The following is a 22927-nucleotide window of genomic DNA, read 5'->3' on the forward strand; positions in this document are numbered from 1 at the left end:
GTTCACGCTGAGCTTGTCGAAGCGCCGCGCAAGGCTTCGACAGGCTCAGCCCGAACGGTGGTGGTGATGGTGGCGCTTCAAGCCGCGTCGTCCGCGCGCGAGAACTGCCGCCGGTACACCGTCGGCGACACCTTGAACGCCGAGGTGAAGTGCTTGCGCAGCGATACCGCCGAGCCGAAGCCCGCGCCGGTCGCGATGCGCTCGACCGGATGGTCCGTCGTCTCCAGCAGGCGCTGGGCCAGTGCGAGGCGCTGGTTCTGTATCCACTGCCCCACCGTCGTTCCCGTCGATTCGCGAAAGCGCCGCGTGAAGGTGCGCCGGCTCATCAAGGCGCGGCGCGCGAGGTTGTCCAGTTCGTGCGGAACGTCCAGGTGCTCGCCCAGCCATTCGAGCAGCGGCGCGAGCCGGTCGCGCTCCGCGGTGGCAGGCATGGGCTGCTGGATGTATTGCGCCTGCCCGCCCTGCCGGTGCGGCGCGACCACCATGCGCCGTGCGGCGCGGTTCGCCGTCTCGGCGCCGTAGCGCACGCGCAGAAGGTGCAGGCAGCAGTCGATGCCCGCAGCCGTTCCGGCGGAGGTGAGCACGTCGCCGTCGTCCACGTACAGCACCTCGGGCTGCAGCTTCACCTTCCGGTATTGCTTGGCGAACGCGGCGGCGAGGTTCCAGTGCGTGGTGGCCGGCCGTCCGTCGAGCAGCCCGGCCTCGGCCAGCACGAACGCGCCGAGGCACAGGCCCATCACCGTCGCGCCCCGCCGGTGCGCCGCCTGCAGCGCGCGGATCAACGCGGGCGGCGCGGGCCGGCCGTCGTCGCGCCACGAAGGCACGACCACGATCTGCGCGCGGCGCAGCGCCTCCAGCCCATGCGGCACCACCAGCTCGAAGCCCGCATTGGTCTGCAGCGCGCCCGGCTCCGGTGCGCACACGCGCATGCGAAAACGCGGTGCGCCGGTGTCGGTGCGGTCTTCGCCGAACACCATGCAGGGCACCGAGAGGTGAAAAGGGCTGATGCCGTCGAAGGCCACGACGGCGATGGTTTCGGTGGTAGACGCAGACATGGCCCGATCTTATCGATGAATGGCTATCGGGCCACTTTCGGCAACACCGCGCAAAGCGAACAATCGAGCCCATACCCACCGAGAAGGAGCAAGACATGAGCAACACCCCCACCCCGCGCCGCGCCCTCGTCGTGATCGACGTGCAGAACGAATACTTCGAAGGCGGCGGCCTGCCGATCGAGTACCCGCCCATCCTGGACACGCTGCCCAACGTGACCCGCGCCATGGATGCCGCCCACGCCGCCGGCGTGCCGGTCGTCGTGGTCCGACACCACGCCCCCAAGGGCGCGCCGGTGTTCCAGGCCGACACCCACAACGGCCAGCTCCACCCCGAGGTCGCGAACCGGCCGCGCGACCACCTGGTCACCAAGACCTTCCCGAGCGTGTTCACCGGCACCGACTTCGCCGACTGGCTCACCCGCCACGAGATCGACACGCTGAGCGTGGCCGGCTACATGACGCAGAACTGCGATGCCTCGACCGTGTTCGAGGCGATGCACCGCGGCCTGAACGTGGAGTTCCTCGTGGACGCGAGCGGCGCGCTGCCGTATGAAAACGCGGCAGGCAAGGTGACCGCGGAAGAAATCCACCGCGTCTTCAGCGTGGTGTTCCACAGCAACTTCGCGGCCGTGACGACCACCGCCGCATGGATCGCCGCGATGCAGGAAGGCCAGGTCATCGCGAAGGACAACGTGGTCATGTCCAACCGCCGCGCACGCGGGGTTTGAGATTTCGGGGCGGAGATCACGCCGACGCGTGATCTTTCAGAGCACTTGTTGATCGGCCCGCACAAGCGGAGCGCCCCTCGTGCGTGGGGCGTCGGGTACTCCCCGCAGCGAAATCAAGGAGGAGGGGCGAAGCCCCGGGGACATTCGCGGAGGGGAGTACCCGATGCCCTGCGCACGCGCCCTGGACACCAGAGCGCCTGAACAAGGTCAGAAGTCCGCGCAACCGTTGCGCTTCTCCGTGTCCACGCAACTCGAGAGGTTCGGCCGCGAGCGCACGCGCGACCATTCGCGCGCGAGGATGTCGCCGCCTTGCGATGCGCGATCGCCTTCGAGCGCGCCGGTCGCAAAGCACATCGGCGGCGGCCCCATGTTGCGGTCGTACAGCCAGGTGGACGGCAGGTCGCGCAGCACGTCCGGCCGCGGCAGGTTGGGCAGCGTGGACACCTGGAGCGTCCCCGGCACCACGTTGACCGCATAGCCCTCGGCCGACGTGAAGCTGCCGGTGATCGGATAGCTCCCCGGCAGGCTCGCCGGGGTGGCCGTCGTTCCGGCGGCGCCGTTGAAGCCCGCGCCCGTGTCGCCCAGGATCAGCCCGCCGATCACGTAGCCGAAGAACGGATTCGCCGCGCCGAACGGCCGGCTCGCATTGTTGATGACCACCGTGGCCACCGGCTGCTGCGCGTAGATGAAGTGGTTGTCGCCCGGCGACACGCTCACCGTGCACAGCCCCGAGTAGGCGCAGTGGTAGAGGTTGGGCAGGAGGCCCGAGCCGCGCAGGCCGCCGCGGCTCTCGCCAATCCAGGTGTCGGCCCACACGCGCCACGGCGCGCCGCCGAGCGAGTAGCTGCCCAGGTTCTGGAAGCGCGAGGCCGCCACGAAGTCGGCGCCGTTGGCGCTCGTCACGTTGGCGCCCAGCAGCAGGTCGCCCGAGAGCGTGCGCACGAACACCGTGTCGGCCGCCATCGAGGTGGCCGAGGCCACCTGCGGCGCATTGCCCGCGGCGTCGTAGCCGGTGACCGAGACCGAACCGAGCTGCACGGTGTCCACGTCGACGTAGCGGAAGGCCCCTGCCGCGCCGCCGCCCACCGTTGCCGCGCTCACGTTGTTCGCCGCCGTGTCGAGCAGCACGCTGCCGCCCGTGGAACGCGCCATCAACGTGCCGGCCGTGATGGGCGCCGCCGCCGTCTGCGTGATGTTGCCGCGGGAGAGCAGGCCGACCTTCGACGCCGTGACCGCACCGCCGAGGTTGATGTTGCCGCCGCCCTCGTTCTGCAGCGTCAGCGCCGAAGGCAGCGCGAGCGGCCCGACGACGTTGATGTCCGCCGCATGCGCATTGCTGCCCGCCACGATGGTGGGCGCATCGAGGCGCGTGAACTCGGCCGCCGACACCGCGAAGCCGTTGGCCGCCGTGCCGCCCAGCGTGATCGCGTTGCCCGTGCGGTCCACCGCGTTGCCTGCCGCGTCCACGCCGCCGGGGCGCAGGTTCAGCACGTTGCCTGCGCGCACGGTGCCATTGATCGCGAGCGCGTCGATGGAGCCGTCGTTGCTCGCGCGCAGCACCACGTTGTTGTTGCCGTCCACGCGTGCGCCGGTGGCAATGGCCAGGCCGGTGCCGTTGGCCCCCGACTCGCCCGCGACGTCGATGCTGCCCACGCCCAGCGTGGTGACCAGCGTGTTGGCCGCCAGCAGCACGCCGCCCGAGGTGGCGCTCGCGACGCCCGGCGTCACCAGGCCGCGGATGCTGATGTCGCCGTCGATGCTGCGCACCTGCGTGTTGGCCAGGCTGACGGACTGCACCGAGATCGGCCCCGTGCTGGCGTCGTTCACGCCGCTGCCGATGCCCAGGATCGAGATGTCGCCGCTGGTGGTGAGGATCTGGTTGGCCGGCCCGGTCGCATTCATGCGCACGCCCGCGCCGCCCGGCGCGGTGCCCGAGATCGACACGTCGCCCGTGCTGCTCTGGATCGTGACGCCGCTGAAATCGACCGTCGCGGTGAAACCCGAGAACGTCGGCGCAGCGCGCTTGCCCGTGATCTGCACGAAGCCGCCGGGGCCGGCATCGCCCAGCGCGGTGGTCCGCGTGTCGATGGTGGTGTTGGTCAGCTGGACCGCGGTGTTGAAGTTCGTGCCGTTGTCGGCATTCATCGTGACGTTGCCGCCGTTGGTGTTGATCGCGCCGTTGAAGAAGATCGCGCCGCCCTGCCCGCCCACGCCCGCGTTGAACACCACGTTGAGCGCACCGGCGTTGGACTGGATCTGGTTGTTGTTGAAAGCCGTGATGCCGTGCGCGGCGTCCAGCTGGAAAGTGAGCGGCGCGCCGCCCACCGAGCGCACGATGGCCGCGTCCTTGGCGAAGGTGATGGCGCCGTCGAACGCATTGCCGCCGGTGCCGGTGGTGATGGTCACGCTGGTGCCCTTGTCCAGCGCCGCGTTGATGTCGCCGTCCTGGATGACAGAGTTGGCCAGCGGATCGAAGGGGTTCCCGGTGAGGCTGCCTGCGGCGGTGCCGTGGGCGATGGTGATGTTGAAGGGGTCGATCAGCCACGAGCCGGCGTTGCCCGCGCCGCCCACGGGCACGGAGGTATCCACGCGCACGCCCGTCAGGTCGAAGTGCGGGGCCGATGTTTCGACGAAGCCGCCGCTGCCGCCCGCCATGCCGCCGCGCGCCGAGAGCGCGCCATGGGCGCGCAGCGTGTCGCCCGCGATCACCTTCACGATGCCGCCGTTGCCGCTGCCCGTGGCATTGGCGTCCAGTTGGGCCGTGGCGCCCAGGGCCACGGAGCCGGTGCCGGCGATGTCGATGCTGCCGCCGCCGGCGGCGCCGCTCGCGTCCAGGCGAGCGACCACCACGTCGCCGTCTCCGAAATCGACGCCATCGACGAGCACGTTGCGCCCGCGCACCGAGATGCTGCCGCCCTTGCCGGTGCTGCTGGCCACCGAGACGAGGGCGTCGGCCGGCGGTTCGGCGGCGGCGGCGGAAGGCCCGGCATCGAGCGCGAGCCGATCCGAGAACGAGTTCACTCTCAGCAGGACGTCGGTGCCCTGGCCGTCGATGGCCACCGTGCCTCCGACGGCGCGAAGCGCCGAGGCGCTGCCGCCCCCGTTGCTCACCTGCACGCCCCAGGCCGAACTGCCGTCGGGCGTGATGACGATGGCGCCGCCGGTGTCCAGGTTGGCGGTGAAGCCTTCGCCGCCCGCCTTGCCCGTGACGTCGATGCGCCGGCCGTTGCCCGCCGTGACGCTGCCGCCGATGAACACGCCGTTCGAGGTGCCCGCGAAACGGTTGGCGCCGGCGAATGCGGCGCTCTGGCGCATCGCGTCGAGGTTGCCGCCGGTGCCCTGGATGCGCACGTCGCCGCCCGCATCGACGGTGGCGTTGGTGCTGATGGACAGGCCCGTTTCGCCGAAGGTGCTGGCGACCGGCATGTCCGCGGTCCAGTCGGTGCCGCGGCCGATGAGCGTCACGTTGCCGCCCGTCGCCGCTACGGCGGTGTCGAAGCCCAGGGTGACGCCGTTCGCGCCGACGCCGCCCACGCCATCGACGCTCACCGTGCCGGTGCCGTCGGCCTTCACCTTGCTGGACCAGAGCGCGACGCCTTCGCTGGAGCCGAAAGTGGGGTTGGAGCCGTCGTTCGTCGAAACCCACGAGCGCCCCTGCCCGCGCAGGCTGACGATGCCGCCGGCGTTGGTGGCCAGCGTGCTGTCGCTCAGGTAGACGCCCGCGAGCCATTGCTCGTCGGTATGCGATGCCGAGCCGCCGACCGCGCGCCCGTTGATGGCATCGCCCTGGCCGAAGAAGCGGATGTTGCCGCCGTTGGCGTCGATGGTCGCGCCCGACAGGCGGATCGCGCCCGCATAGTCGGTTTCGAAATTCGGGCTGATGCCGCCGACGGAGATCTGCGAGGGGTCCGCCGCGCGGGCCGCGATGGCACCTGTCGAGTCGGCGTTGAAATCGACATGGAGCGCGCCCTGCTGCGACACGATCGACGAGCCACTGTCCATGAGGATGCTGCCGGCCGAATCGACCCGCAGCGTGGCGCTGCCGCCTTCCTGCTTGACCACCTGCACGTTCTCGCCGAAGCGCACGCCGCGCTGGTCGCCGATGGCGCCGCTCGCCAGCGTCACGTCGGTGCCGCGGCCGAGCGCGTTGCCGATGCTGCCCGCATGCACGCGCGCACCGGGCTCCAGGTCCGGAAAGGCCGGGTCGAACGCGGCGATGTCGGCCGCGCTGGCCACCTCGAGGCTGCCCGTGGGCGTGTCGATGTGCCAGCTGCCGTTGCCGCCGCCGTTCGCGCCGCCGCCGGCATCGACACGCGCGTTGCCGATGCGCAGGCCGTCGGCCTTGGTCGTGATCTCGCCGCCCTTGCCGCTGCCCGCGCCGCGCGCGCTCAGCTCGCCGAACACCTGCACGTGCGATTCGCGGGCCGGTGCGGCAACGCCGTCGGCCAGCACCTGGCCGCTTGCCGTGCCCACGTCGACGGTGCCGCCCGCGCCTTCGCCGGTCGCATTGGCGCGCAGCGTCGAGCCGGAGGAAAGCGCGACGTCGTAGCCGCGCACCGTGACCGTGCCGCCGCCGGCCTGTCCGCTGGCATCCAGGAGCGCCGGCGGGCCTTCGTTGGTGGCCTCCAGCTTGACCTGTCCCGCCGCGATGCGGATGGTGCCGCCGCGCTCGCCGGGCGCAGCGCCGGCGGCGTCGAGCGTGCCGCCGGTCATCGCGACCTGGTTGTCCTGCCCGCCGCCCAGGAAGATCTCGCCGTTGCGCGTGCCGATGCTGCGCGCGCGCACCGTGCCGGTCTGGTTGACCACCAGCTCGCCCGCGGTGACGGAGCTGCCGACGAGCGCCACGCGCCCACCGTCGGCCTGGATCGTGCCGCTGTTGCCCACGGCCGCGCTGGTGGCCATGGCGTCGGGCGCGATCACGAGGTTGGTGAGGCCGTCGCCCACGAGGTCCAGCGTGATCTTGCGGCCCGAGGCCAGCGCGACCGTGCCGCCGTCGGCCGTGATGGTGCCGGTGCTGCCGTTGCCGACCACCGCGCCCATCAGCACCACCGGCCCGCCGCCGCTGGCGGTGATGCTGCCCTGGTTGCGCACCGCGGCCGAGTTGGCATCGGCGCGCTCGAAGGTGAGCTTGGTGGCGCCGTCCATGAAGCTCTTGTCGCTGGTCGTGAGCGCCAGCGTGGAGGCGATGAGGCCGCCCACGTTCACCGTCGCGCCCTGGCTGAACATCACGCCGTTGGGGTTGACCAGGATGACGCGGCCGTTGGCGTTGAGCTGGCCCGCGATGGTCGAGAGCTCGTTGCCGGTCACGCGGTTGAGCAGCACGCTGCTGGCGCTCGGCTGCACGATGTTGACCACGCCGCCCGCGCCGATCGAGAAGCTCTGCCAGCTGGCGATGCCGCGCGCGAGCGGCTGGTTGATGTTCATCACGCCGCCGCTCTGCGTCATCGTGACGCCGCCGAGGACGGGCACGAAGCCCTGGGGCAGCACCTGCGCGATGGCGGGCGAGAGACCCGCGCACAGGAGCGAGATCGCCAGGGGCCGCAGTTGCAGGCCGCGATGGTTGCGGGGCCGTTGGCGGGAGAGATTGCGTTGCTTCATGGTCAGAACGCCTTGATGAGCTGCACGTAGAGGCGCGGATTGCGCCCACCGCCGTCGGTCTGCGCCGGCGGCGTGCCGGCGCGCCAGGCGAGCGTGGCGTTGATCGAGAAATTGCCGGGCCGCGACCAGCTCACCCCCACGCCGTAGCCGCGCAGGCTGTGGCTGTTGGCGCCGTCGAACACCGTGGGGTTGCGCACGATCTTTCCGTGCGCGGCGTCGTAGAAGAGGAAAGGCGTGAGCTCTTCGTTGAGCGACCAGCGCCACTCGACCGTGCCGATCACGCCCTGGTCCACCAGGAGCTCGCCCGAGGGGTACGCACGCACCGCGCGCGCGCCGCCGAGCGCGAGCTTCTCGGAGCCATCGAGGTTCTTGCTGGCCCACTGCCCGCCCACCGACAGGTACAGCGAATGGCGCGGCACGATGGCCTGCAGCCGCGAGAGCTGGAAGCTCAGCTTGGTGAAGCCGCCTTCGGTGTTGTGGCCGCCCAGGCTCTGGTCGGCCAGCCGGCTCTCGGGATCGCGGATCGAGAGGTCACCGTGGTAGAGCGTGCCCGAGCTCGCCCAGTAGCCGCCGCCGAACACCTCGTCGCGGCGCTCCCAGGTCCAGCCCGCGCTCAGGCCATGGATGCGCTTGCGCGAATTGGTGTTCGCGATGCCGACCTCGTCGATCAGGTCCTTGATGTCGGCACCCAGGCGCAGGAGCAGGTTCTGCTGGCGCTGGCGAATGAGCGGGTAGTTCAGCGAGAAGTCCAGCACGTTGGCGCGGCCGCGCGCCTCGTAGTCGGCGAACTGGCCGCCGAGCTCGTAGTTCACGCGCGCCAGGCCCACCCCGGCGCGCAGGCCGCTGGTGCCGATGGGCGCCTCGTACGCGATGCGGCCGAACTGCAGGTCGTTGCTGTCGGACACCATCAGGCGCATGTCCAGGTTGTCGCCGATGCCGAAGGGGCTCAGCCAGCGCGCGGTGCCGCCCACGCGATAGCGTCCCGACTCCTTGGTGCCGTGGTTGTCGGCCTCGGCCGTGAAGGCCCAGCGCGGCGCGGCCGCCACTTCGACCGAGAGGTCGGTGGTGCCGGGCGCCGTGCCCTCCTGCAGGCCCGACGACACCTTCACGCCGGGCTGGTCGGACAGCAGCAGCATCGAGCGTTCGTAGCCCTGCGCGCTGACCGCCTCGCCCGGCTGCAGCGGCGCGAGAAAGCCGCGCACGCGGGCTTCGCTCAGCGGCGCATCGGGCGCGACGACCACGTCGACCTTGCCCAGGCGCCCTTCGATCACGCTGATCTCGACGATGCCGTCGCGCACCGTCTGCACCGGCACCACGGCCTGCGCGAGGAAGTAGCCGCGCTCCTTGTAGCGCGCGGTGATCGCCTGCGCGAGCCCTTCGAGATCGCCCAGCGTGACGTCGCGGCCGATGTAGGGCGCGGTGATCGACTGCAGCTCTTCGTTGGTCAGCGCCTTCACGCCATTGAGGCGCAGGTCGTTGAGCCTGAACGTGGTGCCCGGCGGGCGCGGCGGCGCCGGCAGGCTCTGCGGCGCGACGGCGCCGGTGGCCTGCGCGAGCGGGCGGTCGCAGGTGCCGCACGGGTCCTTGGTGGGGAGCAGTTCGGTGGTGTCGGTGCCTGCCTCGGCCGCGTGGATGCGTTGCGACGCAAGCAGCAAGGTGGCACTCACCAGCGCCGTGACCGCAAGCGCGATGGGCGTGGACCGTTGGCGAAAGCGCATCTCAGTGACCATGGCAGTTCTTCTTTTTCGTGGGGGCCACCGCGCACGGCCGCCCGAAGCGGCCGGCCCGCCCCCGGCAGGGGGTAGGCGGACCGACACGAATTGCGGGGAGACTGGGGACGAGCAACATTTCTAGCTCCCGACCGTCAGGCGCCAGTTGCCGATCAGGTTGAACGGCGCCCAGAAGAAGGGATGAGACATCTTGGGATCCTTCAGCACGGCCAGTTGTCCGGCCTGCATGGCCTTCTGCAGGTCGCGGCCCTTGGAGAGCTCGCCGTAGAGCGTGCTCATGAGCACGGCGGTCGCGTCGTCCGACACCGGCCAGAGCGAGGCGATCAGGCTGGAGCTGCCCGCCGAGAGGAACGAGCGCGTGAAGCCCAGCACCTCGTCGCCCTGCGCGATGCGCCCGAGCCCCGATTCGCAGGCCGAGAGCGTGACCAGCGCGGTGCCGTCCATCGGCAGGCCGAGGATCTCGTGCGCTTCCAGGAAGTTCTGCTTGCCGCCTTCGTTGGCCAGGAGGATGCGCGAGTACAGCGGATCGACCGCATCGGCCTCGGCGTGCGCGGCCACGTGCATCAGCGGCGAGCGCGCGGCCACGTCGCGGAACTGCGTCTTGGTGGCGGCCGCGCCCATGTACACGGTGTTGCGCGGGAAGAGCTGCGCGAGCTGCTTGACCTCGGTCTCGGCGCCCGGCAGGTCGTACTTGTCCTCGATGCGCGGGTTGCCGAAGGCCACCAGCGAGGCGTTCACGCGCGGCGTGCGCTGCGCCAGCTGCACCGCGATGCTCATCGAGGGCGCCACCGACACCGGGTGCGTCTCGATCACGTAGCGGCCGTCGAGCCGCAGCGCCTGGAACGGCAAATAGTGCAGCGGGCCGTGCGGCACGATGACGAGGCGCTGCCCCGGCGCGAGGCCCAGCGGCCCGAGCAGCGCGGCGCCGAGCTTGTCGGCGTTGGTGATGGCGGTGCGGCGTCCGCGCACGATGGAGTTGCGGAAGGTCTCGACCAGCTCGTTGAGGTCGTCGCGCTTGACGGCCACCGTCTTCTCCTGAATGGCGCTCGGGCTCACCACCCACACCACCAGCCGGTCGGGCAGCGAGTGGAACTGCACCACGCGCTCGTCGGCGGCCAGCGTGCGCTGCAGCGTGGCGAGGTCGACAGTGCTGGTGGCCTGCTCGCTGATCTTCGCGCGGCCGCGCACCGCATCGAGCAGCGCGCGCGAGCGGCTGTGCTCGCTCACCTCGAAGGCGGCGCGCGCGTCGCCCGCATCGCTGTACACCGACACGCCGCGCTCGAACACCGATTGCAGGTCCGAGAACAGGCCCATCTTGAATTCTTCGCTGCGGAACTTGGCGCGCACCTTGTCCACGCCGCCGAGCGCCTGGCCCACGGCTTCGGCCGCGGCCTGCTTCTGGCCGAGCGCGATCTCGCTGCGCGCCACGCCGTCCCAGGCCCAGAGGCGGTAGTACTCGGTGTCGGCGCCGACCTGCCGCGCGGTGAGCGCGCGGTACATGTCGCGCGCCTCGGCCGGCTTGTTCTCGGCCAGGAGCAGGCGGGCGCGGGTGCGGTCCAGCTGCGCGGTGAGCGGGGCGTCCTTGGGCGCGGCCATGGTGCCCAGCACTTCGCGCGCCCTTGCGGCATCACCCGCTTCGATGAGCGCGTTGACCAGCGAGGCCTGCACCAGCGGCGCATAGCGCGGCGAGCTGTTGGCCAGCGCCTCGTCGTAGCTGATGACGGCGCCCGAGAAATCGCCGCGGCGCGTGCGCACGTCGCCCAGCACCTTCTGCACCGGACCCACCACCAGCTTGGGGTCGCGCGCCGGGTGCTTGAGCGCCTCGCGGGCGAACTCCTCGGCCTTTTCGAGCTGGCCCGAATAGCTGTAGACGATGGCCAGGTCGCGATTGGCCATGGCCATGAGGTTCGGATCGCGCGTGGCGTTGGCCAGGTGCAGCGCCTTGCTCGCGGCGCGGATGCTCTGGCGGAACTCGCCGGCCTCGGCCAGCGCGACAGCCTGGCTGCAGTACTGGTAGCCCGAGAGCTTGACCGCGTCCTGCCCGTAGAGCACGGCCCCTTCGCTGGTCAGCGCCAGCAAGGTGTCGGTGTCTGCCAGCCGCGCCTGCTCCGCCTTGCTGGCGGCGGCCTCGGCCTGCGGCTGTGCTGATGCAGAAGGGCCGTAGCCCAGCAAAAGAACGCCAGCCAGACCGAGTGCGCTCGCGAAACCCGCACGGCAACGTGCAGGGCGCTCCCATCCCCAACTTGAAAACCACGCCATTGGACCCCCGCACGCGGCCGGTGCATCTGCGGCTGCAGATGCTCGACGCCGCGGAAGTGCGCGCCGTTCAGGCCTCGTGGGGAAAGTCTAGGAGGGGGTACCTTCCGCGGCTATTCGCAATACGGTCTAGCGCAAAAGGACTAAGTCATGAAAACGAAACCGGCCCTCGGGCCGGTTTCGCTGGTACGCCGCGCGCTCAGTTCACCGTGTGCGAACCCAGCCCCGCGGAGGTGTCGATGGGGAAGCTGTCCCACTCCGCCGACGGATCGAAGGCCAGGCCCGGGTTGCGGTCGCCGGCCTTGATGACGGGCTTGCGGCGCAGCGTCTGGTTCAGCGTGCTGACGCCGCCGACGCCGGTCCATTCGGTGCCGGGGTCGGAGCCGACCTGGCCGATGCGGTCGATGACCACGCCCGACTTCTCCAGCGTCAACGCGTCGTCGCCGTTGAAGTTGACGACGCTGCTGTTGATGACCGTGCCCGGCGGCTTGAAGGCGGCGGTGGCGGCGTTGTTGGCGAGCACCAGCACGCCGCCGGCAGGCAGTGAGCCGGTCAGCGGCGCGAAGCTGCTCGGCGCGGCCGCGCCGTTGGAGTACAGGTTCAGGGTGTACAGGCTCAGGTCCACGGCCGCAGCGGTCGGGTTGTAGATCTCCAGCGCCTTGTTGGTCGCCGAGCCTTCCACGTACTCGCTGAAGAAGAGGTCCGGCGCGCCCGGCGGCGTGACCACCACCACGGTGCTCACGTTCACGCTGCCCGATTGCGTGGCGGTCTGGCCCGCGGAGTTGGTGAGCGTGACCACCACGCTGAAGGTGCCCGCGGCCGCGTAGGTGTGCGTGACCGCGCCCGTGCCCGGCGCCGTCGTCGCGGCGGAGCCGTCGCCCCAGTCGACCGACAGCGAAGCCAGCGTGGCCGAGCCGCCGGGCGACGCTTCCGAGATGTTCACGCTGTAGGTCTCGCCGACCTTCACCGCCGCCGGAATCGACGCGGTGACGATCGGTTGCGTCACGGCGGCATCGGCCGTGAGCGTGAGGCCGACCAGCACCGGGTCGTGGTCCGACGCGCGGAAGGGCGTGGGCGCGAAGCGGTCGTCGGTGGTGAAGTCGGTGTTGTAGTCCAGCGCGGTGGGCTCGTCGGAATTGATGTGCCACACGCTCACGCCGGTGACCTGCGTCTTGAGCGAGGCCGAGGCGTAGGAGTGGTCCAGCGCGCCGGTCTCGCCGCCGAAGACGTAGGTGTAGCGGTCGTTGGCGGGCATGCGCTTGAGCAGGCTCTCGTTGCCGGCCGCTTCCAGTTCCTTGGTCGGGTCTTCCAGCAGGTAGCTGTTGAAGTCGCCCATCATCAGCACGTCGTTCTCGACCTGTGGCGCGCCCATGAGCCTGAGCTTGCCTACGAAGCTGTTGAGCGCCTTCGCCTGCTCGATGCGCGCGAGGTTGAAGCAGCCCTGGCCCAGGTCGATGTCGCCCGTGGCGGGGCAGCTGCCCTTGCTCTTGAAGTGGTTCACCACGAACCAGAAGCCACCGTTGTTGCCCACCGCGCTGAAGCGCTGGGCCAGCGGGGGCCGGCCGCTCGCGGCGGTGTAGTTGGCCAGGTCCGCGCCCGTCGGCAGCACGACGTTGCCCACGCGCTGCACCTTCGCGGGCTTGTAGAGGATGTCCACCTTGATGGCGTCGGTGCCGAACACGCCGCTGTTGACGGCGGCATAGGTGCCCGCGCCGACCTTGGCGTTGAGGGCGGCCAGCAGGTCGTTCGTCGCCACGTCGGTGTTCTGGATTTCCATGAGCCCGACCACGTCGGCATCGAGCCCCGCGATGGCGGCCACGATCTTGGCCTGCTGGCGCTGGAACTCGACCAGGTTGTTGGCGCCGCGGCAGTTGCCCGCGGCTGCGGGACCGGTGCCGAACGAGCAGCCCTGGCCGGTCTGGCCCGAAGCGGTTTCACCGTTGAGGAACGTGGTGAAGTAGTTCAGCACGTTGAAGCTCGCTACCTTGAGCGTGCCGCTCACCACCGGCGCGGTGGGCTGGCGCGGATTGGCCTGCGCGAACACCGGCGCCACCGTCGGCTGGATGCGGTAGGCGCCGAAGTTGTGGCTCAGGATGCCGGTGACCTTCTGCGTCGTGTCGCCCATGCGCCGCGTGCCGTCGGTGCCGGGCGCGCTCAGGTAGGGAATGGGGTTCGGGTTCTGCGGCGAGGCGCCGTCGTCCAGCACGATGCGCGAAAGCAGGTTCTGTGCGTGCGTCGCGGCCGCGTTGCCGTTGGTGGCGTTGAACTGGCGCCCGTTGAACGACAGCACCATCTGGCCGTAGCGGCCGAGCTCGAAGAGTTCCGTCACGGCCAAGGGCTGCGCGATCTCGACCAGCATGCCTTCGTAGCGCTCCAGCGCGGACTCGTCGGCCACCGGCAGCGTGATCTTCGTGGGGGCGATGACGAGGCCGCTGCCGCAGACGCTGATGGCCAGCGGGTCGCCGCCGGTGCCCGCGATCTGCGTGATGGCGTCGGGCTTGGCGCCGGCGCCGGCTGTCTGGCCGAACTCGGTCACTGCGCCGGAGACCTGGACGTAGTCGCCCACGGCCACGCGGGGGGCGGCGCCCGGCGCGTAGACGAAGATGCCTTCGGAGGTCGCGGGGTCGGCATCGGGCACGAACTGCTGCACGAAGAAGCCGTTGAGCTTCACGCTGGTGGTGCCGGTGTTCTGGAAGTCGCCGACGACCACGCCGCGCACGGTCACGGCCTGCGAGGCCATCGGGCTCAGGTCGCCCGTGCCCTGGATGGCCGAGATGGCCGTGAGTGGCGCGCTGGCCGGCACGGCGGCCGAGCAGGTGGGGGGCGTGACCGGTGGCGTCACGGGCGGCGTCACCGGCGGATCTTCGGGCGGTGTCTCCGGTGGCGTTCCCGGCGGTGTCGTGGGAGGCGTCGTCGGCGGTGTCGTGTCCGGCGGCGCGTTGCCCGACGACGGAGGGATCGGCGGGAAGGAGGCGCCGCCGCCGCTGCCGCCGCCACCGCAAGCGGTCAGCACGAGCGCCAGCGTCAGTGCCAGGAGTTTGAGAGGCCGGAGAGGCCTCGATGCCGGATGCGTCATGTGGGAACTTTTTGAAGGAGATAGGAAACAGCGGCGAGCAGCGGCTGTTTCTATGTTCCTTGTGTGTCACCCCCGCGTAAGCCCGATTTCACTTGAGTGACTGGGCGGCGCGCGGTCCGTTGCGAGCGGTGCCGCGCAAGGCGCAGCGTCGCGCCATCGGCGCGTGAGGGCGTGAAAGTTCAGGTTCGGATCGACTGGACGTGCGCGAGCCGTGGCTCACGCTCGCCGGGCACGAGAGCGCCCGGCGGGTCGGCTGGGTCGGCCTTCTAGCCTTCTAGGCAGGCACCGCGTCGACGTTGGCGCGGTCCCAGTGACGATGCTTGGCGATCGCCGCGATGAAGTCGTGCGCGATCTGCGTGGCCGCGGTGCTGTCGCCCAGGTTGGTGACCGGCGTGGCGGCCACGATCACGCCCGCGGGCGCATCGCTGTCCGCGCCGATGCCCAGCGTCGAGAGCAGCTGCACGCCCTCGCCCACCGTGCAGATCGCCTTGCAGTGCTTGTAGGCCTCCAGCACGAAGTGCACCGCGTCGCCCGTCGCCGTCATGGCGGCCGCGCTGTCGGTGCCGGCGGGCACCAGCACCGCATCGAACATCACCGAGGGCGTGTTCGAGAACGTCATGTCTACATCGATCTGCCGCTTGGATGCGCTGGCCACCGTGCCCAGGCGCGGGCCGACGACCTTGCACTGCGCACCGGCCTGCTCGAGCGCATCGCGGATGGGCTTGAGCGACGCCGAATCGACGCCGTCGGCCACGAGGATCGCGATCTTGCGGGTGCGGATCGAACCGTCGCCGGTGTCGGCCATGCTGAGCGCGGGCGACTCGTCGATGGGCAGCGCGATGCGGTGGTCGCGAAAGCCCGCGCGGCCCGCTGCGGCCCTCGCATCGGGCTCGCCGATGCCCAGCGGCTCGGCCACGCGGCGCGCGAGTTTCTCGTCCACGTGAGCGAGGTTGTCCACCATGCGCTGGCGGATTGCCGGCACTTCCAGCTTGGAGAGCTCGAAGCGGAAGGCCGCGATGATGTGTTCCTTCTCGGCCGCGCTCTGGCTGTTGAAGAACAGGCGCGCCTGCGTGAAGTGGTCGTCGAACGACGGGCTGCGGCGGCGCACCTTGGGCGCGTCGATCTCCTCGGGGAACGACTGGAAGCCGTTGCTGCCGCCGTCGACGCGGAACTCGGTGCCGCTGCCCAGCGTGTTGGGCTCGTAGGCCACCTGGCCGCGCGCGATGGTCTGGCGGTGCATGCCGTCGCGCTGGAAGTTGTGGAACGGGCACACCGCCTTGTTGATCGGCAGCTCGTGGAAGTTCGCACCGCCCAGGCGCGAGATCTGCGTGTCGGTGTACGAGAACAGGCGCCCCTGCAGCAGCGGGTCGTTGCTGAAGTCGATGCCGGGCACCACGTGGCCGGGGTGGAAGGCCACCTGCTCGGTCTCGGCGAAGAAGTTGTCGGGGTTGCGGTTGAGCACCAGCTTGCCGATCTTCTGCACGGGCACCATTTCCTCGGGGATGAGCTTGGTCGGGTCGAGCAGGTCGAAGCCCAGCGAATGCTCCTTGTCGGCCGGCACGATCTGCACGCCCAGCTCCCATTCGGGGAAGTCGCCGTTCTCGATGGCTTCCCACAGGTCACGGCGGTGGAAGTCGGCGTCCTTGCCGGCGATCTTCTGTGCCTCGTCCCACACCAGGCCGTGGATGCCCAGCTTGGGCTTCCAGTGGAACTTCACGAAGTGGCTCTCGCCGCGGCTGTTGACGAAGCGGAAGGTGTGGACGCCGAAGCCTTCCATCATCCGGTAGCTGCGCGGGATGGCGCGGTCGCTCATGGCCCACATCAGCATGTGGGTGGTCTCGGGCATGAGGGAGGCGAAATCCCAAAAGGTGTCGTGCGCGCTCGCGGCCTGCGGCATCGCGTGGTGCGGCTCGGGCTTGACGGCATGCACGAGGTCGGGGAACTTCATCGCGTCCTGGATGAAGAACACCGGGATGTTGTTGCCCACCAGGTCGTAGTTGCCTTCGCGGGTGTAGAACTTGACGGCGAAGCCGCGCACGTCGCGCACCGTATCGGCGGATCCGCGCTCGCCGGCCACGGTCGAGAAGCGCACGAAAACGGGCGTCTTCACGTCCGGGTCCTGCAGGAAGTCGGCCGAGGTGAACTGCGACATCGACTTGTAGACCTGGAAATACCCGTGCGCCGCCGAGCCGCGCGCATGCACGGCGCGCTCGGGAATGCGCTCGTGGTCGAAATGCGTGATCTTCTCGCGCAGGATGAAGTCTTCCAGCAGCGTCGGCCCGCGCACGCCCGCCTTCAGCGAGTTGTGGTTGTCCGGGATCTGCAGGCCCTGGTTGGTCGACAGGTGCGCGGGATGCTCGGTGGTGAAGCCATCGAGCTGCAACTGCTTGGCGTTGCGGCCGTCCCCGGACTTGGTGGTCTTGGCGGTACTGGCGCGGCGACCTGCGGCAGCCTTGTTCTGGGGCGTCATCGGGGACCTGGAATCTTTCATGCAGACAAGTAAGTGGGAGGAGGCGCTCAGCCCATTTCGTTGGAGTTGTCCATGAACATGTCGAGCACGTTCACGACAGCGACCAGGCAGATGCACCCTGCGACCGCGGCGACGGCCCATACGAGGATTTCGTCGCCCAGGGGGCCGCCGAGCGAACTGAACAGCGAAGAAAGCTCCATGATTCCCTCCAAGGAATATCCGATTGAATCGAGCCTCCAAGGTTAGGTTTTGCACCGACTGTTACCCGTAGTGGCGCCCCTCCCTCGCATGTGGGAGAGCGTGCGCCCCGGCGGTAGGAGCGCGACTACAGCGCATCGCGGCGGACTACGACGCTTCGCGGGTTGTGGCCGTGGGGCTTTTCGAAGGTCGTCGCATAGCATGAAGCGAAGACGGCACCGATCGTGCTTGTCGTCTTCTTTGTGCCTCGCGCACCGGCGCATCCACCGGCTCACCAGGGAAGAACAAGCCAATGCAGATCCAGATCGGCTACGACATCGAAATCGGCGTCACCGCACCCACGGCGTTGATCTACATGCTGCAGGTGCACCCCTCGCGCGCCGGCGACATCCAGGGCAGCGAGAACATCACCATCAGTCCGCCGCTGGCGACCGACCACTACCGCGACAGCTTCGACAACCATTGCGCGCGCGTGCACGTGCCGCTGGGCGTGACGAGCGTGCGGCTGCGCAACCAGGCCACCGTGTACGACACCGGCGCGCCCGACCCCGTCGACCTGTACGCCATCGAACACGCGGCCGCCGACCTGCCGGTGGACACGCTGCCATTCGTGCTGCCCAGCCGCTACTGCGAGGTCGACAGCGAACTGCTGCAGTTCGCCTGGGCCAACTTCCTGTCCGTGCCGCCGGGATGGGGGCGCGTGCAGGCGATCTGCGACTTCGTGCACGGGCACCTGCGCTTCGACTACCAGAACGCGCGCGCCACGCGCACCGCGCTGGAGGGCTATCGCGAACGCACGGGCGTGTGCCGCGACTTCGCGCACCTGGCGATCACGCTGTGCCGCTGCATGAACATTCCCGCGCGCTACGTCACGGGCTACCTCGGCGACATCGGCATCCCGCCGGTGCCCTACCCGATGGACTTCAGCGCCTGGTTCGAGGTGTACCTGGGCGACCGCTGGCACACCTTCGATGCGCGCCACAACACGCCGCGCATCGGCCGCGTGGTGATGGCGCGCGGACGCGATGCCGCGGACGTGCCGATCACAATGGTGTTCGGCGCGAACACGCTGCAGCGCTTCGAGGTGACGACCAGGGAAGTGCTGCAGTAGCAGCAGGGCTCGCCGCTACGCCGGCTTGTAGCCGAGCATCTTCATCGCCGCGGCGATGCCCTTGCGGCTGCGCTCCAGCGCGGCCCACGGCTTGTTGCCGATGGCGAAGCGCTCGGCCGCATTGCCGACGGTCCATTGCGCGGCACCGGTCAGCGCAGGCAGCTCGTCCCACGTCACGGGCACCGACACGCCCAACCCCGGGCGCGAGCGCGCCGACCACGCGCTGACCGTGGTCGCGCCGAAGCCGTTGCGCAGGTAATCGACGAACACCTTGCCCACGCGGTTGCGCGGCCCGCTCTTGGCGACGAAGCGGTCCGGAATGGTCTCGGCCAGGTGCACCACCACGGCCTGCGAGAAGCCCTTGACCTCGTCCCAGCCGTACTGCCGGCGGATCGGCACCACCACGTGCAGGCCCTTGCCGCCGCTGGTCTTGAGAAACGACGGCAGGCCCAGCTCGTCGAGCAGCGTGCGCACCAGCAGCGTGGCCTCCTGGATCTGCGGCCACGCGACGCCTTCGCCGGGGTCCAGGTCGAAGGTCATGCGGTCGGGCCGGTCGATGGCGCGCGAGGTGGCGTTCCAGGTGTGCAGCTCGATGACGTTCATCTGCGCGGCGCCGATGAGCCCGGTCTTGCTGTCGATCTGCAGCAGCGGCTCGTGGCCCGGGTCGAGCGCGGGGTCCAGGAGGCTCACGCCGGGGATTTCGCGGTTCTGGATGTGCTTCTGGAAGAACAGCTCGCCGCCCACGCCGTCGGGCGCGCGCACCAGCGACACCGGCCGCCCGCGCAGGTGCGGCAGCATGAGCGTGCCCACCGCGTCGTAGTAGGCCGCGAGCTCGCCCTTGGTGATGCCGCTCTTCTCGTCGATCACGCGGTCGGCGTGGGAAATCTTCAGCGCCATGGGTGTCCTGGCTCCTTTTTTCTTCGAGGGCGCCGCAGCCGGCGCCCCGGGTTGCTCCGGCCGCTCGCGCACGATGCCGCGCGCGGGCTTGTCGGCGCGAAGGCCCTGGAACACCGAATGGCGCACGCGGTCCTCGCGCGTCCATTCGCCGAACGAGACCTCGGCCACCAGCGTGGGCTTGACCCACTGCGCCTTCGCGTTCACGCCGTCCGGCCTGGGCTCGAAGGGGCAGTCGTCGGTGGCGAGCTTGTCCAGCCGGGCCTTGATGTCGGCTAGGCGATCCGCGTTGAAGCCGGTGCCCACGTTGCCGCAATAGCGCAGCCGCCCCTTGTCGTCGTGCACGCCCAGCAGCAGCGCGCCGAAGCCAGAGCGACTGCCCTTGGGCGCGGTGTAGCCGCCGATCACGAACTCCTGGCGCTGCTGGTTCTTGAGCTTGATCCAGTCGGGCGAGCGGCGCGACACATAGGGCGAGCCCTTGCGCTTGCCGACGATGCCCTCGAAGCCGATGCGCGCGGAAGACGCCAGCAGGTCGCGCGGCGATGCATCGAAAGCTTCGCTCAGGCGCAGCGGCGCCGGCGGGCGCTTGCCGAGCAGGCGCGCCAGTTGCGCGCGCCGCGCTTCGACCGGCTCGCCCCGCAGGTCCTGCCCATCGACGAAGGGCGCGTCGAACAGCCAGTAGACGATGGACGAGGTGGCCCCGCGGTCGAAGGCGTTCTGCAGCGCCTGGAAGTCGGGCGCGCCGTTGTCGCCCTCGACGGTGATCTCGCCGTCGAGCCAGGCCGAATCGGTGGGCAGCTTCGCGAGCGCCTTGGCCAGCGCGGGCAGCTTGTCCGTCCAGTCGTGGCCGTTGCGGGTGAAGCAGCGCACCTTGCCCTTGTCGATACGCGCGAGCAGGCGGTAGCCGTCGAACTTGAGTTCGTAGAGCCACTCGTCGGGCGGTGAAGGGGGAGAGGCCGCGAGGGTGGCGAGCTGGGGCTGGAAGGCGGCGGGCAGCGCGACTTTCTTCGCAGGCTTTTTTGCCGCCGCCTTCTTCCCCGGCGTCTTGGCCGGCGTCTTGGCCGGCGTCTTGGCCGCCACCTTCTTCGGCGGGCGGTCCAACTCGTCCACGCCGCGGCCTGTCAGCACGCTGGCCGGTTGTTTCTCGAGCACGTCGTAGCCGGCAAGATCGCGCGCCTGGTCGTCACGCTCCTTGATGAGCAGCCACGGCTCGTGCTTCTCGTCGCCCTTGCCGTGCATGCGCACCAGCGTCCAGTGGCCCTTGAGTTTTTCGCCGCGCAGTTCGAACTTGAGCTTGCCGGCCGCGAGCGCCTTGCGCGCATCGGCATCGCTGCCGCCCTCGGGCAGCCAGTCGCCGCGGTCCCAGACGATGACGGTGCCGGCACCGTACTGCTTGGGCGGAATGGTGCCCTCGAAATCCGCATACGAGATCGGGTGGTCCTCGACATGCACCGCCATGCGCTTGACCGCGGGATCCAGGCACGGGCCCTTGGGCACGGCCCAGCTCTTGAGCGTGCCGTCGAGTTCGAGCCGGAAATCGTAGTGCAGGTGGCTCGCGTGGTGCTTCTGGATGACGAAGGAGAGCACGCCCTTGCCCGCGCGGCCACCCTCCCTGGGCTCCGGCGTGCGCGAGAAATCGCGCTTGCCGTGGTAGCGCGAGAGCGCCTTGCGCGCGGTCGATGCGGTGGTGCCCATGGCGCCGCGCCTCAGGCCGCACGCTTGGCGCGGGGCTTCGCCTTTGCGGTGGTCTTCGAAGCGGCCTTCGTGGCGGGGCTGCGTTTCTTCGCGGGAAGCCGGGCGCGGGGCGCGGATTCTTCGCCCTCCTCCTCGTCGTCATCCTCGCGGGCTGCCGCCTTCTTCGCCCCGCCCTTGCCGCGCAGGCTGCGCTGCAGCAGCTCGGTCAGGTCGATGATCTTGGCGCCGCGGGCCTCGGAAGCGCCTTCCTCGGGCTCGGGCTGCGTCACCGTCTCGGTCTGGCCCGCCTTCACCTTGCGCTCGACCAGCCGAAGGATCTCGTCCTTGAACTCGTCCTTGAATTCGTCCGGGTCCCAGTCGGCGCTCATGTCCTCGACCAGTTGCTCGGCCATCTTGAGCTCGCGCTCGGTCAGGCCCGCCTTCTTCGCGTCTTCCGAGGGCAGCGGCAGGTCGTCCCAGGCCCGGATGTCGGCACCCCAGCGCAGCAGGTTCAGCACCAGGCCGGGGCCCACGGGCACCAGCGCCGCCAGGTGCTGCTTGGTCTGGATCACCACGCGGGCCACGCCCACGCGCCCGCTGCGCTGCAGGGTCTCGCGCAGCAGCGCATAGACCTTCGCGCCGCGGTTGATCGGCGCCACGTAATAGGGCCGCTCCAGGTAGACGAACGGAATGCCGTTGGCCGGCACGAAGGTCTCGATCTCGATGGTCTGCGTGGTCTTGGGGTAGGCCGCCGCGATCTCCTTGTCGCTGAGAACCACGTATTCGCCGTCCTCGTATTCCACGCCCTTGACGATGTTCTCGCGCGCGATCTCCTTGCCGGTCTTCTTGTTGATGCGCTTGTAGCCCACGGGGTCCATCGAGCGCTTGTCCAGCCAGTCGAAGTCGATGCCGTGGTTGCTGGTGGCCGAGTAGAGCGCCACCGGAATGTGGACGAGGCCGAAGCTGATCGCGCCCTTCCACAGGACGCGCGGCGTGGAAGCTTTTGTCGAGACGGGCATGGGCACACTCCTTCAGGCTGGGAATGTGTGCCGCGCCCCCGGCCGCGCGGTGTAGGAACGCGGCCTCAGGCCGTGCCGGCCACCGGCCCGAGCACGCGTTCGCTCGGGCGCGCGAAATAGAACCACTCGGCGCCCGGCTGCGCCAGCGCGTTGGGAAACACGATGAAGCCGTCGTCGGGCGCGTTCAGCATCGTGCCGTCGTGCCGCATGCCGATCGGCTCGCCGCGCTGCACCTCGTCGAAGGTGGCCCAGTCGCGCACGAAGCTGTCTTCCTCGTGCAGGCGGTCGGTCACGCTGGCCAGGCGCAGCAGCCGGGGCTGCGCCGATGCGGCCGGTACGTCGTTCGGCAGCGGCGCCATGCCCAGCAGCGCGAGCGTGCGGCGGATGGCGCGCCACGCCACCTCGGGCGCCTCGGGGTCCTGGTGCTGGCCGCATTCGAGCGTGACGCCGTAGCCGCCACAGCTGCGGATGTATTCGTTGGTGCCGCGGCCGAAGTCGAGCGCGGCCTCGTCGGCCGGCGCGCCGCCCGCGCGCTGGGCGAGGCCGGCGGCGTAGATGTCGAGCCAGCCTTCCACCACGATGGGCGTACCGATGTGCAGCGCGAGCTGGCCCTCTTCGTACGAACGGGCAAAGGGCTCCAGCGTGCCGGTGTTGTCGCGCGGGCCGATCATCGCGAAGGCCTCGCCCTCGCTCTGGAAGGAATGCAGGTCCAGCAGCACCTCGTGGCGCGCGATGACTGGCGCGAGGCGGTTGGTGATGCGGGCTTCGTAGTCTGCGGGCGCCTCGGTCGGGCGGAACAGGCGATTGAGGTTGCGCTCGCCTTCGCGGTGCAGGCGCCGGCGCGCGAGCGGGTTGGCGATGGGCACCAGCGAGAGCTCGCCGCGCTGCAACTGCAGCGTGCCGGCGTCGAACTCGGCCAGGATGCGCTCGATGCCCACGGTGCCGCAGGTCTCGTCGCCATGCACGCCGCCGACCACGAGCAGGCGCGGACCGGGCTGGAGCGAGGCGAAGGTGTGGATGCGCAGGCTGTCGGTCGCCACGCCGGCAAAAGGATCGGAAGACATGCGGGCCATTATTGCGGAGCCCCTTCACCGGAGGCAAAGCCGCTATCGGTTTCA

At 69.8% G+C, this 22927-nt stretch carries 12 protein-coding genes; 2 read left to right on the forward strand and 10 right to left on the reverse strand.

What is annotated here, in order from left to right; all coding sequences use genetic code 11:
- Window positions 1–77: 77 nt before the first annotated feature.
- Window positions 78–1055: a GlxA family transcriptional regulator gene (locus tag RT97_RS28425; RefSeq protein ID WP_042582209.1), complete on the reverse strand. Its 978-nt coding sequence runs from the start codon at window positions 1053–1055 to the stop codon at window positions 78–80.
- 95 nt (window positions 1056–1150) lie between these two features.
- On the opposite strand from RT97_RS28425, the gene RT97_RS28430 reads away from it, so the two are divergent.
- Complete coding sequence (locus RT97_RS28430) at window positions 1151–1783, forward strand: cysteine hydrolase family protein (RefSeq protein WP_042582210.1); 633 nt, start codon at window positions 1151–1153, stop codon at window positions 1781–1783.
- Window positions 1784–1990: 207 nt separating this feature from the next.
- Here the strand turns inward: RT97_RS28430 and RT97_RS28435 are convergent, their stop codons facing one another.
- The 6 genes from RT97_RS28435 to RT97_RS33565 all read right to left on the reverse strand — a co-directional run bounded on the left by RT97_RS28435 (window position 1991) and on the right by RT97_RS33565 (window position 17113).
- Window positions 1991–7381 (reverse strand): two-partner secretion domain-containing protein, encoded by a 5391-nt coding sequence (locus RT97_RS28435; protein WP_042582211.1) that lies wholly within the window; start codon window positions 7379–7381, stop codon window positions 1991–1993.
- Between the two features lie 2 nt (window positions 7382–7383).
- Entirely contained in the window at window positions 7384–9111 is a 1728-nt protein-coding gene (locus tag RT97_RS28440) for a ShlB/FhaC/HecB family hemolysin secretion/activation protein (RefSeq protein WP_253278331.1), read from the reverse strand.
- Between the two features lie 120 nt (window positions 9112–9231).
- Window positions 9232–11283: a CHAT domain-containing protein gene (locus RT97_RS28445; RefSeq protein ID WP_253278332.1), complete on the reverse strand. Its 2052-nt coding sequence runs from the start codon at window positions 11281–11283 to the stop codon at window positions 9232–9234.
- Between the two features lie 283 nt (window positions 11284–11566).
- Entirely contained in the window at window positions 11567–14443 is a 2877-nt protein-coding gene (locus RT97_RS28450; RefSeq protein ID WP_155403921.1) for an ExeM/NucH family extracellular endonuclease, read from the reverse strand.
- A 274-nt stretch (window positions 14444–14717) separates the two neighbouring features.
- Window positions 14718–16913, reverse strand: coding sequence for a catalase HPII (gene katE, locus RT97_RS28455; RefSeq protein WP_042582213.1), 2196 nt, complete (start codon window positions 16911–16913; stop codon window positions 14718–14720).
- A gap of 47 nt (window positions 16914–16960) precedes the next feature.
- On the reverse strand, window positions 16961–17113 hold the full coding sequence (locus RT97_RS33565; protein ID WP_172672265.1) for a hypothetical protein: 153 nt from the start codon (window positions 17111–17113) through the stop codon (window positions 16961–16963).
- Window positions 17114–17403: 290 nt separating this feature from the next.
- Here RT97_RS33565 and RT97_RS28460 point away from each other — a divergent pair, with 290 nt between their 5' ends.
- Window positions 17404–18222 (forward strand): transglutaminase-like domain-containing protein, encoded by an 819-nt coding sequence (locus tag RT97_RS28460; RefSeq protein WP_042582214.1) that lies wholly within the window; start codon window positions 17404–17406, stop codon window positions 18220–18222.
- Window positions 18223–18237: 15 nt separating this feature from the next.
- On the opposite strand, the gene ligD is transcribed toward RT97_RS28460, so the two are convergent.
- The 3 genes from ligD to RT97_RS28475 all read right to left on the reverse strand — a co-directional run bounded on the left by ligD (window position 18238) and on the right by RT97_RS28475 (window position 22873).
- Window positions 18238–20811, reverse strand: a complete 2574-nt coding sequence (gene ligD, locus RT97_RS28465; RefSeq protein ID WP_042582215.1) for a DNA ligase D — start codon at window positions 20809–20811, stop codon at window positions 18238–18240.
- Window positions 20812–20822: 11 nt separating this feature from the next.
- Complete coding sequence (locus RT97_RS28470; RefSeq protein WP_042582216.1) at window positions 20823–21809, reverse strand: Ku protein; 987 nt, start codon at window positions 21807–21809, stop codon at window positions 20823–20825.
- A gap of 65 nt (window positions 21810–21874) precedes the next feature.
- Window positions 21875–22873 carry a succinylglutamate desuccinylase/aspartoacylase family protein gene (locus tag RT97_RS28475; protein ID WP_042582217.1) on the reverse strand — a complete coding sequence of 333 codons (999 nt, stop codon included), beginning with the start codon at window positions 22871–22873 and terminating at the stop codon, window positions 21875–21877.
- Between the last annotated feature and the right edge of the window lie 54 nt (window positions 22874–22927).

This window comes from Variovorax paradoxus (assembly GCF_000834655.1).
GTDB lineage: Bacteria > Pseudomonadota > Gammaproteobacteria > Burkholderiales > Burkholderiaceae_C > Variovorax > Variovorax paradoxus_F.